Raw genomic sequence first — 14,726 nt, 5'->3', positions numbered from 1 at the left:
ACCTCATAGCATGTATTTTGTTATGTACGTACGTTATCACGTTGGGCATAGAAAAGACAACGCCCCAAACTGTTGGAGCAGTATTGGGGCGTCTAACCAAACCGTTAGTTGAGGTAACAGTTATGGCTGAATTACAGCATACCCAAACTCGCCCGGAATTTACATGGAGATTTATCTCTGCTTCTGAGCGCTACCCTACCGCCAAACCATTGGTGATCTACGTCAACGCATCCAGCGAACAGGAGGCCCGCGACACTATGCCGGGTGTAAACCTCATTTTCGCAGCACGTCTCCCATTCCATGCCTTTCAGGCAATGGAGGTACGCCATGCGTGAATTAACCAATAAAAGTGCGTCAATAGCCTGTGAACTGGCTGCGTTGTTGATGGTTGTCGAAGAGTGCGACGTTGATCAGGTTGAGCGTGAAAACCTTATCAGCCTGGCTAGACGAGTATCGGATCAGTTGGCAGCAAGCATGGTAGAGCAGAATTCAAAGGGGGCGCTCAATGGATAACCTTTATACCTACAAGAGCGATCAGGACTTATTGACCACTGCTCAAGAGGTTTCGGCTCTTCTTTCGTGTGCAGCTTTTGTAGCTATAGCGAACGATGAAAAGAAGCGCATCCACCTGATGGCTTTAATGGATATTGCATCGCGCTTAGCTGATGATCTGGCTAACGCTTTGGATAAGTCATTCGTCCTTCCAGCTGAAGGGGAACGCAAATGATCAGTAACGTGAAATTCAACGAGCTGGCTAACCGCGTTGATCTGCTGGTTGAAAAGATTTTGCATCTTGAGGCACAGGTTAAGTCACTCACCGATAGTCAGGGAGGAGAAATCCCTCCGGGTATGACGCCAGTAGCAACACTGGCCGCTGAATACGGTATCTCAACCAAAAAGGCTGAGGAGTTGGCGAAAAACACAGGGGTGATGCTGGTTAAGCTGAAATCTGGCGGGTTCGTTGCGCCTGATGAAAAGTTCAGGGAAGCGGCTCGGCTGGTGTTGCGCAGTGCTAAGCGCAAATATGGCTCTGCGTACTGGTTCCATCCTCTGATCGGCAAATTCCAGATGAGCGGGGGCATACCAAAATGACGGTACAACTGACAGCTGTAGAAACTGTATCTGATGCCTTGTTCACCTGTTCGTATCTGTGGGCGCATGGCAAGCAGTACAGTCGCAGCGATTTGGATAAAGCCCTCCACCAGCATAAGGACCCCACTACCCGTTACGGAAAGCTGGTGGCTCGCCTTAACCAGATAGCAGCAATGCCGTATGAGGAGCTTTGTGATGCCGGTTATCTCGATACGGACCGCAAACAAATGATTACCGCACGGCGTTCAGTGCTGGTGGAAGAAATAGGCGAAGGGGAAATGAATGCCATGCTGTCTGACGTGCAGCGCATTCACCGCGTCTTCCCTGATGCTGGTGCAAAGTTCAGGACAAAGCTGCCTCTCTCTCGCGGTTCTGAGGGATTTGATATCCGTCAGGACTATATCCTTAAACACTTTCTGCCAGCGCAATCACTGTGCAGCATTTACGGTCCCAGCGGTTCGTATAAGAGTTTTCTCGCTGTATCGTGGGCCTGTCACATCGCTGCGGGTCTTCCATGGGCGGGGAAGAAGGTCACTCCCGGCGCGGTGCTGTATGTGGTTGGTGAGGGGGGCGTAGGCGTTCCCCGGCGTATAAAGGCTTGGGAGCAGGCGCACGGCATACAGGCAGACAACCTCTGGCTGGTCAATCGTCCGGTGTTCCCTGTGCGTGAGTCAGAGGTAACGGAAGTGCTTCTGGCTGCCAGGCAGATTGAAGCCGAATGTGGTGTACCGGTTCGCATGGTGGTGATCGATACGCTGGCCCGTTGTTTTGGTGGTAACGACGAGAACGACGCTCGTGATATGGGGGCGTTTATTGAGGGGTGTGACGTTATCAAACAGAAAACGGGTGCAACGGTGCTGGTAGTACACCACTCCGGCAAAGATGAGGGGAAGGGGGCTCGTGGTTCCAGTGCTTTCCGCGCCGCGCTTGATACCGAGTTTAATGTTAAGCGTGAAGGAGATGGAAAGGCGCTTATTCTGACCTGCACCAAGATGAAAGATGCTGAGGAGCCAGAGCGTAAGGCGTATGACCTGAGAACGGCAGAGCTTTATACCGATGAAGATGGTGAGCTGGTTTGCTCTCTGGTGGTGCACGATCAGCCGAGAGAGGCTAAAGAGGTTGAGCCTGAACTGGCCCATGTCTCCCGTCTTAGCGATAACCACCATGCACTATGGCAGGCAGTACGCAGCCGAACAGCTAAGGGGGAGCCATGCACTATCTCCGTCATTAAAGACGATCTGCGTGCATCACTGGGGGCAGATAAAGTGAGAAAGTCATTCCCGCGCTGGCTGGACAAGCTTGAGAGTGAGCAAATTATTCGCATCGAGGGTGAGAACCTTTACCCGGTAACGATTGAGTAAATGCGGCGGGAAATGCGGCATATGCGGCATTTAGTATGTTTTATGACCAAATGCCGCACTTAGTCCCTGTATACACGCGCTAAGTGCGGCATTTCACTAAAACCCCCGTCATTACTGGGTTTGCGTAATTTTTTGAGAAAACAGGTGCGGCGCTAGGTGCGGCATTGCTAAACGCGGCACTAAATGCGGCAAGTTAGACAAACGAGGAGAATGTATGCCTATTACGGTTCAGGAAATAAAAGAGTATTACGATCAGTTTGGGCTTCATGACCTGAGCTCAATGCCTACCTCCGATTACCGTCAGGCTCTATCAAATGGCGGTCTGTTGTGGATAGACCATCATGATTTTATTCGTAGCACTTTATCAGATGAAATTCTTGCAACAAACAGAGAGCAGGTTGATGCTTTGATTGAACACCTGCGGGCCTTTCGAGAAAGAATGCCAATACCTCCAAAATGGATGAGTGATAAATGATTTATTTGGCCTGGTTCTTTGCCAGGCCATTTATTCAAAGCAAAGCTAATAATGCTGAGGCTCCAGCACCAACGAGACTAGCTACAGTGCTATTATTTAATAAATCTTTAAGTAAAGATTTTGCTTGAGGATCTTGTGATTGAGACACCTTTTCAACAAGTTCAGTGATACTTATATTTACAATAAGATGGTTACGTTCACCGATTTGAACTTGTGTGCCTGATACGCTACCAATGTTGAACGTGTTTTGGCTGGATGGTTTGGGCTTGTGCTCATTGGCAGTTAAATTTTCAACCTTTAATGTAAGCATGTGTGGGTAATTAGTGCCAACATTAAGCGTGCCTCCTGGTAAGAATGACATATCCAGTACTTTTAAGGATATTTCACCCTTTCCAAGCTTTTGAGTTATTTCATCTCCAATACTGATGTCTGGCTCCTCAGTGTAAGGAATTAGTACCTTTTTTTCAGTTGAATTTCTGCGCCCTTTGTATTCAGTTCCTGCGATTGTGAATTTTTCAGTGTATGCCATAGCGTCAAAATCCATCATGTTACTCCTTTTGGTAGCTGTGTTTAAGTTGCTTAATGCTTAATAAGCAATAGTCATGGCTGGGATTTAAAGATAGATATTAGAAAATCATATTTTTCTTTGCTCAGTAAGTTCTTTGACATAATGCTCTTCAGAAGTATTTTTGAGAGGGTGATAACTTCATCTTCACCTGAAGAAGCGATCATTGTGAAGAACTCACTTAGTTCTTGAGTGTTAATGTTATTACTTGTACCAAATTGCACATATTTGCTATTTACAGTATCTATATTGAATATGTTATGATTTGGCAGTGGTTTTTTCAGTTTTTCTATTTCAGCGTATTCTTTAATCTTCCGGGACATGTTCTCAATGTAACCGCTGACATCTTTCTTTTCTGGGAAGGAAAATCCATCTCCTCTTAAGATTTTATCTGTCTCGGCCATTTCATGGTAAAGCCTGCGAACCATTACAAGTAATAGGAGTTTTGCTTCTTCAATGGGTTTCTCTATTGAAAATTGGCATTCAATTGCCAAGGCTGAGGTCTGCTCTAATACATTCACTGAGTAATTTTCAATGTAAGGGCCGATAAAGCCGCTCCAAAAAACATCAACAGGAGACCCTTTAAATGCCACACCTTGATAGCAGATTTCTGTTCCATCATATGCAGTAACTTTCATAGGCGGTCCCGCATTGAAAAATCGCCATCTATGAATTAGCTTGGTTAGTTTTTCATCAGTGTCTTGAACGGATTTATAGGTTCTTTTGTACAACGGGGATGGATGTAAGCCCGGAACGGCAAGAATCTCTTTTGTCATGTGAATCCCCATCATTTTGACCATTGCTTTTTGTAAATTATTTGTGCGTTAACTTTCAAGGATGTTCGGAGTAAAAATGCCTTATTTACATCGATAATTTGATCCATATCTTAAAGAGTGGCACTCAGACGTGAGCCGCCACTGGCCGTCAGGTTTTTTGCCCTTCAGACAGGCTCCTTTACTGACGGCCTCTCCTCCAAGCGCTGGTTTCACGTCTCAACGTTAATTGTTACGGAAACCACTCCATGAAGAAATTACTCGAATTACGCCAGCAGAAAACCGCACTCAAAACCCAGATGCGCTCCATGCTGGACAAAGCCGACACCGAAAAGCGCAGCCTGAACGAAGAAGAGGGCAAAAAGTTCGATGAACTACGCGCCCAGGCTGATGCCCTCGAAGTTGAAATCACCCGTCTTGAAGCCGTCGCCGACGATCAGCGCAATCTGCCTGGCACTTCCGTTGAAGGTGAGCCTGTAAGCAACGACGAGCTGCGCCACTACATCATGACCGGTGATACCCGCTCTCTCTCCACGCTGGTGCAGGCTGACGGCGGCTATACCGTTATCCCTGAGCTGGACAAAGAGATTATGCGCCAGTTGCAGGATGATAGCGTGATGCGCTCCATCGCAACGGTGAAGACCACCAAAACCAACGAATACCAGAAGCTGGTATCTGTGGGCGGCACTACCGTTAATCGCGGCACCGAAGGTGAACCACGTACCGAAACCAGCACGCCGAAGATGGAGCGCGTTGATATCAAACTCAACCCGATCTACGCCTACCCGAAAACCACTCAGGAGATTCTCGACTTCTCCGAGGTGGATATTCTGGGCTGGCTGTCTTCTGAAATTGCTGACACCTTCACCGCCACTGAAGAGAGCGACTTTGTAAACGGCGACGGTGATAAAAAATCCAAAGGTTTCCTGTCTTACCCTCGCGCGGCCACTGCCGATAAAACCCGTCCTTTCGGTACGCTGGAGAAGATGGAAGCCGCAGACGTTTCCTCTGATGGCCTGATCGACCTGCTGTATAAGCTGAAAGCCAAATACCGCAAAAATGCCGTATGGGTGATGAACTCCAACACCGCAGCCAAACTGCAAAAGCTGAAAAACGGCAACGGGGATTACATCTGGCGCGATCGTCTGGTTGCCGGTTCTCCCGATACGCTGCTGGGCCGTCCTGTTCAGTATCTGGAAACCATGCCGGATGCGGAGGCAGGTAAAGCATTCCTCGCGGTAGGCGACTTCAAGCGCGGCTATTTCATCGTGGATCACACCACTGGCGTGCGTACCCGCCCTGACAACATCACCGAACCGGGTTTCTACAAGGTGCATACCGATAAATACCTGGGCGGCGGCGTGGTGGACTCCAACGCCATCAAGGTGCTTGAGCTTTCCGGCTCCGGTTCCTGATTTGACGTTTAAGGGGCTGCGGCCCCTTTTTGCCCTCTGTGGAGTCCAGTAATGAAAACAATCGATTTTGAAATCCGTACCTCCGAAGTGAGCGCCAGCAACAAAAAGCTGGTGGGCTATGCCGTGCGCTGGAACAGTCTCTCAGAAATTATCTGGGACGAGTTCCGCGAGCAGTTTGCGCCGGGAGCATTTAAAGACAGCCTGGCATCCGGTAGCGATGTGCGTGCGCTGTACGAGCATAACTATACCCAGCTGCTGGGCCGCACTAAATCCGGCACGCTGGTGCTGTCCGAAGACGATACCGGGCTGCGCTTCGAGCTGACCCCGCCGAATACCCAGCTTGGCAACGATGTGCTGGAGCTGGTGGAGCGCGGGGATATCTCCGGCATGAGCTTCGGTTTCCGTGCGCTGAAAGAGGCGTGGGATATTGCTCAGTCTCCATATCTGCGCACTGTTACCGCTGCCGAATTGCGGGAGATTACCGTTACCTCTATGCCTGCTTATCCTGAGTCTGGCGTGGAAATCGCGCACCGTTCTCTTTTCTCCCAACATCCTGAACTGCGCCGCGCTGGCGATAACCGTCGCCGCTGGGCTGAATTAGCGGGGCTCTGATATGTGGAATATCTGGCCGTTTGGCCGTAAGTCTGAACCCTCTGAGCAGCGCAGCATGACCATTGATGAGTTTCTGGCGATGGCAGGGATTCCAAATACCGGATCAGGCGAGTATGTGTCTTCGGGTACTGCGGAATCTCTGCCGGCGGTCATGAACGCCGTGTCAGTTATCAGTGAGGCGGTGGCAACAATGCCCTGCTACCTCTACCGCGTGCGCAACGATAACGGGCGTGAGGCGCGAGAATGGCTGAGCAATCACCCGGTGGATTTTCTGCTGAACGAGCAGCCGAACGACTGCCAGACACCTTACCAGTTTAAACGCACGATGATGCGCCATTGTCTGCTGAATGGTAACGCCTATGCGGTGATCCAGTGGGGCCTCGACGGCCAGCCGCAATCCCTGCACCCGTATGCGCCGGGGGCGGTTGTTCCTGAGCGTATCGGCCAGCATAAGTACAAATACACCGTTACTGAGCCGTTTACCGGGGCTGTGCGCACCTACCTGCAGGAAGAGATTCTGCACCTGCGTTACTCGACCGATGATGGTTTTCTGGGGCGTTCGCCTATCACCGTCTGCCGTGAGGCGCTGGGGTTAGGTCTGGCCCAGCAGCGCCACGGTGCCAGCATTATGAAAGATGGCATGATGGCGGCTGGCGTGGTCACTACTGCTGAGTGGCTCGACAGCGTGAAGGGCAAACAGGCTCTGGACGCACTGGAGCGCTACAAAGGTGCCAGAAACGCCGGGAAAACGCCGATCCTTGAAGGTGGCATGGACTACAAGCAGCTTGGCATGAGCAATCAGGATGCCGAATGGCTGGCCTCCCGTCGCTTCACCATTGAAGACATTGCCCGCATGTTCAACGTGTCGCCTATCTTCCTGCAGGAATACAGCAACAGCACCTACAGCAATTTCAGCGAAGCGAGCCGCGCCTTTCTCACCATGACGATGCGCCCGTGGCTGGCAAACTTCGAACAACAAATCAAATCTGCGCTGCTGGTGGCCTCTCCGGTTCCGGGAACCCGCTATCAGGTGGAATTTGACTCTGCTGACCTTCTCCGCGCCACGCCAACCGAACGTTATGCCACTTATGAGCGCGGCATTAAGAACGGGATCATGAACCCGAACGAAGCCCGTGAACGTGAGGGGATGCCGCCGCGTGAAGGTGGTGACGAATTCAGCCAGGCATGGAAGCAGGAAGTGAAGATCAGTAAGGACGGCAAGGAAGGTGACGCATGAGAGCCGGAAAGATGAAACGCCGCGTTACCTTTCAGAAGTCGGAATCTCACCGCGACCCGACTGGTCAGGTTATTTATGAATGGGCTGACCTTGCCACCGTCTGGGCCGAAATCCGCGCTATCAGCGGGCGTGAGCGCATGTCTTCCGGGGCACTTTACTCCGAGGCTACAGTGCGAATCTGGACGCGCTACCGCGACGATATAACCACCGCAAACCGCATTCTGTACCGCTCTCCAAACGTCCGGGGGCAGGTTTACGGCATTGTGGCCGTAATTCCTGATGTGGATCACACCCGGCTTGAGCTGCTGTGCAAGGGAGGCATTTTCAATGAGTGAGTTAATCGGACTGGAAGAAGCAAAGCTGCATTGCCGTATTGATGATGATTATGAAGACACGCTGATACAGGCGTACATCGAAGCTGCGCTGGAGGTCTGCCAGAAGCATATTGGCAAGCGATTTGATAACGGTCTGGAGTTCACCCCTGCTATCAAGATCGGCTGTCTGATGTACGTTTCTCAGTTGTACGAGTATCGCACGATGATTGGTGACACCGACGCCAAAGAGATACCGATGGCTGTCTCTGCGTTGTGGTCTGTCTACCGAGATGTGGGGGTGTACTGATGCCGTGGCAACCACTACGCCGGTGCACAGAGCCGGGATGCAATAAACGGGTGAAGTCTGGCAAGTGTGACGAGCACAAGCGGGAAGCGTGGCGGGCAGAGGATGCCAGACGCGGCCACCGCCGCGCGCGTGGTTACTCAGCCTCATGGGAGAAGTACCGCGCTCAGTACCTTAAGCGCTATCCGCTGTGCGTTCAGTGTCAGAAGCTGGGTCTCTACGTGCCTGCAAAGATTGTCGATCACATAATCCCTATCAACGGCGGTGATGATGTTCTGTTCTGGCCTGAGTGGAATCACCAATCGTTATGCCAGGCGCATCATAACCAGAAGACCACACAGCAAGACCCAACCACCAAAGCGAAGCGCAAAGCAGGGCTATACCGTGAGCAGGAAGATCGTGCAGCCCATCGCAATGACTGGATGTATGAGGCTGACAATGACTGAGCAGGAACAGCAGCGGCTGATAAGTGGGCTGATAAAGCAGCGCGAGGCATGGCAACCATCCAGACAGAGAGCGCACACGAAGCCCGTAGCAAAGCGCATGAGCCAGCGTGACCGGGAGCTTATGGAATGCTTCCGCAACCGCTGACAGGCGGCATGGGCGGGGTGGGGGAGGTTTTAAAGACAAACCCCCTGCTGCAAGGCACCGCCTGCCCCCTCAAATTTTTACGCACGGTGATTTTTTTGAAAATAAAACGCGATGGAAACGAGAAATTTTTATGGCAAGACCACCAAAACCGCCCGCTTACCTTGATGAGTTAGCCGCGCAGCAGTGGAAGGCGAAGGCAAAGCAACTGGCCGAACGCGGGGATCTGACTCCCGCCGACTGGAACAACCTTGAGCTTTTTTGCGTTAACTATTCGATGTACCGCAAAGCAGTGGAAGACCTTGCCAGCCGCGGATTCAGCATTGTTAACAGCCAGGGCGGCGAGAGCCGTAATCCGGCGCTTAGCGCAAAGGCCGACGCTGAAAAAATCATGATTAAAATGTCGTCGCTGCTGGGCTTTGATCCGGTAAGCCGCCGCCGTAATCCGGTAGAAACGGAAGAGGAGGACGAGCTTGACCGTCTGGAATGATTACGCAAACGCCATTAAATCCGGTGAAATTCCGGCCTGTAAGCGCGTAAAACAGGCCGTTGAAAGGTACTTTTCAGACCTGAATGACCCCCGTTATGAGTTCGATACGGCGACCGTGGAGCGGTTTATTGCTTTCTCCCGGCTCTGTCCACACGTCAAAGGCCCGCTGCGCGGCCAGTCTATAGAGCTGGAGCCGTGGCAACAGTTCGCCTTTGCTAATCTGCTGGGCTTTAAGAACAGGGAGTCAGGCCGCCGGAAGTACAGCAGCGCATTTATTGAAGTGCCGCGTAAGAACGCCAAATCCACCATAGCCGCCATGCTGGCTAACTGGTTTCTGGTAATGGAGAAGGGCCAGCAGGATATCTACACGGCTGCGGTTAGCCGGGATCAGGCCCGAATCGTGTTCGACGATGCCCGCCAGATGTGCCTGCTGTCAAAGCCGCTAAAAAAGCGCGTCAATATTCAGGCGCATAAGGTCATTTTCCCGAAGAGCAATAGCCTGTTAAAGCCGCTGGCGGCGAAAGCGGCCACCATTGAGGGGACTAACCCCAGCCTGGCGATTGTCGATGAATACCACCTTCACCCGGATAACGGTGTTTATTCCGCGCTTGAGTTGGGTATGGGCGCACGTCCGGAGGCGATTTTATTCGCCATCACGACCGCCGGGAGTAACGTTGTCTCTGCCTGTAAACAGCATTATGACTACTGCTGCCAGATTCTGGCCGGGGAAGAGAGCAACGATTCGCTTTTTGTCCTGATCTACGAACTGGACGACGAAAGCGAGGTTGAGAAGCCTGAAATGTGGATTAAGGCTAACCCTAACCTGCATGTGTCCGTTGACGCGGCGAAACTGGAGTCCACCATCCAGAAAGCGCGGGGCATACCGTCGCAGTGGGTCGAAATGCTGACCAAACGTTTCAATATCTGGTGTCAGGGCTCCACGCCGTGGATGGGCGCCGGTGCATGGGATGCCTGTGCGCTCGACTATACCGAAGTCGATCTGGCCGGAATGGAGTGTTATGCCGGGTTTGACCTGTCCTCTACCAGCGACATCACCAGCGTAAGCTATGCGTTCCCGTTCGACAGGGAGATCAGACTCCTTACCCGTCATTATCTGCCGGAAGCGCAGCTGCTTAACGTCGCCAACAAAAACCGCGCCATCTACCGGCAGTGGGTAAAAGCGGGATGGATACGCACCACACCCGGCGACTGCATCGACTATGACCGTATCCGTGACGATATTCTGCGCGACGCTGAAACCTTCAATATCCGACTGGTGGGCTTCGATACGTGGAACGCCACGCACCTGCGCACCCAGCTACAGGGGGCGGGCCTCGATGTGGAGCCGTTCCCGCAAACCTATCTCAAATTCAGTCCGGTAGCGAAATCCTTTGAGGTGTTTGTTAACCGCAGAGTGGTGCGCCACCGTGGCGATCCAGTTCTGGCCTGGGCGATTGGTAACGTGGTGATGGAGTCCGACGCTAACGCCAACATTAAGCCCAACAAGAAGAAATCCTCCAACAAGATAGACCCGGCTGTATCTGCGCTGATGGCGTTCGGTACCTTCCAGGCTGAGCATGAGGATTTTGCTTTCGATATGAGCGACAGCCACAAACAACGGCTGGCGACATTTAACGGTATCTGACAGGAGTAAAACGATGAATACAGCTAACAATGAAACACTTGCTACCATCCGTATGTTTGGCCCGCTAGGCAAGACCTTCGGTAAAACTCACCAGCGCCTTGTAAGGACTACGCATGAGGCTTTTCGGGCTCTGGCCGTAACAATTCCCGGATTCGAAAAATACATGAATACAAGCAGGGCTCGCGGTTTAACGTATGCGATTTATGTCGGGAAAAAGAACATTGGAGTAGATGACCTAGAATTTCCGAACAATGGGCGCGAGATTCATATCGTGCCGGTGGTAATTGGAAGTAAAAAAGCAGGAGTGCTACAAACTATTTTAGGTGCTGTTATTGTGGCTGCCTCGATCTGGATGCCTGGTATTGGAATTGCTGCAAGTAATATGATGTTTGCTGCTGGTACTGCGATGACTGTAGGAGGAGTAGCCCAAATTCTTTCCCCTCAGGCTACGGGGCTTGCAAGCAAACAAAGTGCTGATAATAAGGCCTCATACGCGTTTGGAGGCGTAACTAACACTGCTGCGCAAGGCTATCCGGTGCCATTGCTTTACGGTAAACGCCGTATCGGCGGAGCAATCATATCGGCGGGTATCTACGTGGAGGATCAGCAATGATAAATCAGGCACAGATATGGCCAGAGGGAGAGACATTCACCCGCGAAGTTCTCATTCCTACAAAATACGAGCCGCTGCCGGTGGAAATCACTTACATTGTTCCAGCATTCGAAGTGGTTGTGGATAAATGTCATAACAAAGACCCGGCGAAAGGCTACGCTCTATTTCGCCAGTTTATAGTTGACTGGGATCAGCAGGATAAGCTGACAGATGATGTGCTGATGTCATTTCTGTTGGCTTACCCCGGTACTGATGAGGCCATTTTAGCTGGATGGTGCGAGCACATGAAAAAGGTGTTGGCGACCAATAAAAAACAGTTCTCTACATTGAGCCAGACGATTAATTGAGGTTGAGAATTTTAAAGTGTGAAACCCGGCTGTTCAACAGCCGGTTGAATTTAGTCCCCATAGCGATTCGTTCGGAAGCTGAAAAAATGCAAATTGATCTAACTAAATGGGTATCCAAAAGAAGTTTACCCTCTAAAGAAAAGATCTTTCTCGAGGGCATTTATGATAGTAAAGATTGGGAACAGTTACGACGTGAGGTAAAGATTCAGACGACGTTAATCACACCAGAATTGCGAGAGGCTTTCCATCTACTATGGATTGAGAAGGGGCATTTTATTAGGCAGCACCTTGGTTGTGATGATGTTGTACTTGATATTCTTCGAACTTTTTTGCCGCCATACACTGGAGATGGGCAATATTTGTTTCGCGGTGAAAATGTTGACCGATTCAAGTGCTCAACAATCGGCTTTTGCTGGACACAATGTGAGAAAAAGGCCCGTCAATTTGCCAGTGGATTAAACGCCTGCGGTTGCGGAGGCCTGCTATTGAAAGCATGGGTTCCGGCAACATCAATTCTTGCAGATGTGCACCCACATAGTATTTATCTCGGAGAGTATGAAGTTACTGTAGATAGTGCGGGTGTTGAACAGCTTGAAGTCATAGAACAATACCCGCCATCACATTAGATTTTATGGTTATCCTCCAGCGGATCGCACTCCAGCTTTATAACCTTCTTTGTAAGGATCTGAGCCTAGCGGGGTGATTGGCCCAATTGGGGGGACCGGTGGTATTACGTTACCTTGAACAGATTTATAGCCATCTCTGTAACCCCTGGCATACTCATCTTGGTGACTCATGATCAAAATCTCCGCGTGTGTAAAAACCATAAATTAAATATGACTATATATTTTTTCAAGAGATTTTGAACACTCTTTATAGCTAATGGATACAGAGGGGCTAATCAGATGTGTGGATTGGAATGCATTCCGTTGTCTGCGTATTGCGCTATGACGGGAGAAACCAAAGATAAAATAAAGAATCGTGTAAAGGTTAAGGAGTGGCGGTTAGGTACTCAGGTGCTTAGCGTTCCGGGTACTCGCGAATGGTGGGTAGATTTGGCAGAAGTGACTCGATGGGCCAGGCAGTACTCTATACCTCTCACAGATAAAGAGAGTGGTTTCAATATTGAGGCATTAGACAAGATGGATTCACGTCGAACCAAAAAGAACAGTAAAAACTGATAGTGTTCGCAGTCGTTCATCAATCGGTGCAGTCAGTGGTGCAGTCATTTTAATAAAAAAGGCGCTTCCCCATGCCGAAGAGCGCCTTTTTAAACAAGCATTTAACTGACTAGTATCAGTTCATGCCGTATTTTTTCAGCTTCTTACGAAGGGTACCACGGTTGATACCCATCATCAGGGCTGCGCGGGTTTGGTTACCGCGGGTGTATTGCATCACCATGTCCAACAGTGGCTGTTCAACTTCAGCCAGTACCAGCTCATACAGGTCATTAACATCCTGACCGTTCAGTTGAGCAAAATAGTTCTTCAGTGCCTGTTTAACCGAGTCACGCAGGGGCTTTTGAGTTACCTGATCCTGAGAGTTAACGGTAGAAACGGTCAGTACGTCAGAATTTACGCGTTGTTCGAACATAGTTCTGTCAGCTCTTTATTTCATTACGCAAAATTTTCGAAGTATGCCTCCAACGCCTCCAGCTGTACGCTGGCATCCTCTATGGCGTTGAATGTGCGCCGAAACTGGTCATTTGGAGCGTGCTCCTGGAGATACCAGGAAACGTGTTTACGCGCAATTCGGTACCCTTTTGCCTGGCCGTAAAAGTCATGCAATTCCCGAACGTGCGAACAAAGCAAGCGCTTAACCTCTGCCAGAGGCAGTGGAGCAAGCAGCTCTCCAGTGTCCAGATAATGCTGGATTTCCCGAAAGATCCAGGGTCTTCCCTGAGCTGCACGTCCTATCATCAGAGCATCAGCTCCCGTATAGTCGAGCACAGCTCTGGCTTTAAGCGGGTCAGTAATGTCACCATTCGCGATAATCGGAATGGAAACTTTCTGCTTAACTGCCCGAATGCTGTCGTATTCAGCGTAACCATTGAACAAGCAGGCGCGAGTGCGTCCGTGTATGGTCAGAGCCTGAATGCCACAATCTTCGGCCAGTTGGGCAATCTCTACACAGTTACGGTGTTCCGGCGACCAACCCGTGCGAATCTTTAACGTAACAGGAACGTCCACTGCGCTGACAACCGCCGTCAGGATCGCTTTGACCTGGTCGGGGTATTGCAGAAGGGCTGAGCCTGCAAGCTTGCGATTCACCTTTTTGGCCGGGCACCCCATATTGATATCAATAATCTGGGCACCACTTTCCACGTTAATACGCGCGGCATCTGCCATCTCTTCAGGCACGCTTCCGGCAATTTGCACGGTGCGAATACCTGGCTCATCAACGTGCACCATCCGTAGACGGGACTTATCGCTTTCCCAAACCTGCGGGTTAGACGACATCATCTCGGAAACGGTTAATCCGGCTCCCATCTCGTAGCACAGCGTCCTGAACGGCCGGTCGGTAATACCTGCCATAGGGGCTGCGATCAGGCGATTTCTGAGCTGGTGGTGTCCGATGCGCATGAGTTAAGAAATGACCATACTGTGACTGCAAGGCGGCGTATATTACGCATTTTTTGCACGAGATGAAAGGCCAAACTTTGAACAATCCTCTGTTGTAGATCAAGGAATCAGCGGCCTGACGTGGTGATGAGATTTATTCACTATTTAAATCATTGAGTTATGCGCTAACGCTTATTTTATAGGCGCTTACAATTTCCCGTAACTTCTCATCGTTTCTGAATAAATGAATCGGTTTAGCGGGATAATCTGCTGTTTTTAGCAGCAGTTTATCCCGCTTCAATGCGATCTGCGTCGCATTTTAGAACATGATCTT

21 protein-coding genes are annotated in these 14,726 nt (G+C 50.5%); 17 read left to right on the top strand and 4 right to left on the bottom strand.

Features of this window, described 5'->3' with window-relative positions; all coding sequences use genetic code 11:
• Positions 1-122: 122 nt before the first annotated feature.
• The 6 genes from ACWKX3_RS17010 to ACWKX3_RS16985 all read left to right on the top strand — a co-directional run bounded on the left by ACWKX3_RS17010 (position 123) and on the right by ACWKX3_RS16985 (position 2,928).
• On the top strand, positions 123-335 hold the full coding sequence (locus tag ACWKX3_RS17010) for a host cell division inhibitor Icd-like protein (RefSeq protein ID WP_029401193.1): 213 nt from the start codon (positions 123-125) through the stop codon (positions 333-335).
• Complete coding sequence (locus ACWKX3_RS17005; RefSeq protein ID WP_039274485.1) at positions 328-513, top strand: hypothetical protein; 186 nt, start codon at positions 328-330, stop codon at positions 511-513. The genes ACWKX3_RS17010 and ACWKX3_RS17005 overlap by 8 nt, the downstream gene beginning before the upstream one ends.
• Positions 506-727: a hypothetical protein gene (locus ACWKX3_RS17000; protein WP_006178882.1), complete on the top strand. Its 222-nt coding sequence runs from the start codon at positions 506-508 to the stop codon at positions 725-727. Before ACWKX3_RS17005 ends, ACWKX3_RS17000 begins: the two co-directional genes overlap by 8 nt.
• Positions 724-1,092, top strand: a complete 369-nt coding sequence (locus ACWKX3_RS16995) for a hypothetical protein (protein ID WP_014072026.1) — start codon at positions 724-726, stop codon at positions 1,090-1,092. The genes ACWKX3_RS17000 and ACWKX3_RS16995 overlap by 4 nt, the downstream gene beginning before the upstream one ends.
• Positions 1,089-2,453, top strand: coding sequence for a helicase RepA family protein (locus ACWKX3_RS16990; protein ID WP_063162758.1), 1,365 nt, complete (start codon positions 1,089-1,091; stop codon positions 2,451-2,453). The genes ACWKX3_RS16995 and ACWKX3_RS16990 overlap by 4 nt, the downstream gene beginning before the upstream one ends.
• Positions 2,454-2,667: 214 nt before the next feature.
• Entirely contained in the window at positions 2,668-2,928 is a 261-nt protein-coding gene (locus ACWKX3_RS16985; protein WP_014072024.1) for a hypothetical protein, read from the top strand.
• Positions 2,929-2,962: 34 nt separating this feature from the next.
• On the opposite strand, the gene ACWKX3_RS16980 is transcribed toward ACWKX3_RS16985, so the two are convergent.
• Both ACWKX3_RS16980 and ACWKX3_RS16975 read right to left on the bottom strand, forming a co-directional pair.
• Positions 2,963-3,472: a hypothetical protein gene (locus ACWKX3_RS16980; RefSeq protein WP_454542114.1), complete on the bottom strand. Its 510-nt coding sequence runs from the start codon at positions 3,470-3,472 to the stop codon at positions 2,963-2,965.
• Between the two features lie 56 nt (positions 3,473-3,528).
• Entirely contained in the window at positions 3,529-4,269 is a 741-nt protein-coding gene (locus tag ACWKX3_RS16975) for a hypothetical protein (RefSeq protein ID WP_454542106.1), read from the bottom strand.
• A 245-nt stretch (positions 4,270-4,514) separates the two neighbouring features.
• Here ACWKX3_RS16975 and ACWKX3_RS16970 point away from each other — a divergent pair, with 245 nt between their 5' ends.
• The 11 genes from ACWKX3_RS16970 to ACWKX3_RS16920 all read left to right on the top strand — a co-directional run bounded on the left by ACWKX3_RS16970 (position 4,515) and on the right by ACWKX3_RS16920 (position 12,457).
• On the top strand, positions 4,515-5,681 hold the full coding sequence (locus ACWKX3_RS16970; protein WP_165745116.1) for a phage major capsid protein: 1,167 nt from the start codon (positions 4,515-4,517) through the stop codon (positions 5,679-5,681).
• A gap of 51 nt (positions 5,682-5,732) precedes the next feature.
• Positions 5,733-6,293, top strand: a complete 561-nt coding sequence (locus ACWKX3_RS16965; protein ID WP_019077813.1) for an HK97 family phage prohead protease — start codon at positions 5,733-5,735, stop codon at positions 6,291-6,293.
• Between the two features lies 1 nt (position 6,294).
• Positions 6,295-7,530 (top strand): phage portal protein, encoded by a 1,236-nt coding sequence (locus ACWKX3_RS16960; protein WP_454542105.1) that lies wholly within the window; start codon positions 6,295-6,297, stop codon positions 7,528-7,530.
• Complete coding sequence (locus ACWKX3_RS16955) at positions 7,527-7,865, top strand: phage head closure protein (RefSeq protein WP_023304516.1); 339 nt, start codon at positions 7,527-7,529, stop codon at positions 7,863-7,865. Before ACWKX3_RS16960 ends, ACWKX3_RS16955 begins: the two co-directional genes overlap by 4 nt.
• Entirely contained in the window at positions 7,858-8,151 is a 294-nt protein-coding gene (locus ACWKX3_RS16950) for a head-tail connector protein (RefSeq protein WP_001549740.1), read from the top strand. Before ACWKX3_RS16955 ends, ACWKX3_RS16950 begins: the two co-directional genes overlap by 8 nt.
• On the top strand, positions 8,151-8,594 hold the full coding sequence (locus tag ACWKX3_RS16945) for an HNH endonuclease signature motif containing protein (RefSeq protein WP_454542104.1): 444 nt from the start codon (positions 8,151-8,153) through the stop codon (positions 8,592-8,594). Before ACWKX3_RS16950 ends, ACWKX3_RS16945 begins: the two co-directional genes overlap by 1 nt.
• Before the next feature lie 275 nt (positions 8,595-8,869).
• Entirely contained in the window at positions 8,870-9,226 is a 357-nt protein-coding gene (locus ACWKX3_RS16940; protein WP_000113647.1) for a phage terminase small subunit P27 family, read from the top strand.
• Complete coding sequence (locus tag ACWKX3_RS16935; protein ID WP_214586421.1) at positions 9,210-10,871, top strand: terminase large subunit; 1,662 nt, start codon at positions 9,210-9,212, stop codon at positions 10,869-10,871. The genes ACWKX3_RS16940 and ACWKX3_RS16935 overlap by 17 nt, the downstream gene beginning before the upstream one ends.
• A 13-nt stretch (positions 10,872-10,884) precedes the next feature.
• Positions 10,885-11,484, top strand: a complete 600-nt coding sequence (locus ACWKX3_RS16930) for a tail assembly protein (RefSeq protein ID WP_454542103.1) — start codon at positions 10,885-10,887, stop codon at positions 11,482-11,484.
• Entirely contained in the window at positions 11,481-11,831 is a 351-nt protein-coding gene (locus tag ACWKX3_RS16925; RefSeq protein ID WP_213735492.1) for a hypothetical protein, read from the top strand. Before ACWKX3_RS16930 ends, ACWKX3_RS16925 begins: the two co-directional genes overlap by 4 nt.
• A gap of 86 nt (positions 11,832-11,917) precedes the next feature.
• Positions 11,918-12,457: a hypothetical protein gene (locus tag ACWKX3_RS16920; protein WP_454542102.1), complete on the top strand. Its 540-nt coding sequence runs from the start codon at positions 11,918-11,920 to the stop codon at positions 12,455-12,457.
• A gap of 670 nt (positions 12,458-13,127) precedes the next feature.
• On the opposite strand, the gene fis is transcribed toward ACWKX3_RS16920, so the two are convergent.
• Both fis and dusB read right to left on the bottom strand, forming a co-directional pair.
• Positions 13,128-13,424, bottom strand: a complete 297-nt coding sequence (fis, locus tag ACWKX3_RS16915; protein ID WP_000462905.1) for a DNA-binding transcriptional regulator Fis — start codon at positions 13,422-13,424, stop codon at positions 13,128-13,130.
• A 23-nt stretch (positions 13,425-13,447) separates the two neighbouring features.
• Positions 13,448-14,413, bottom strand: coding sequence for a tRNA dihydrouridine synthase DusB (gene dusB, locus ACWKX3_RS16910; RefSeq protein ID WP_006178865.1), 966 nt, complete (start codon positions 14,411-14,413; stop codon positions 13,448-13,450).
• Positions 14,414-14,726: the final 313 nt, after the last annotated feature.

The organism is Enterobacter sp. UPMP2052 (assembly GCF_053709675.1).
Note: the sequence above shows the minus strand (reverse complement) of the source record. Positions and strands in the feature narration are given on the sequence as shown.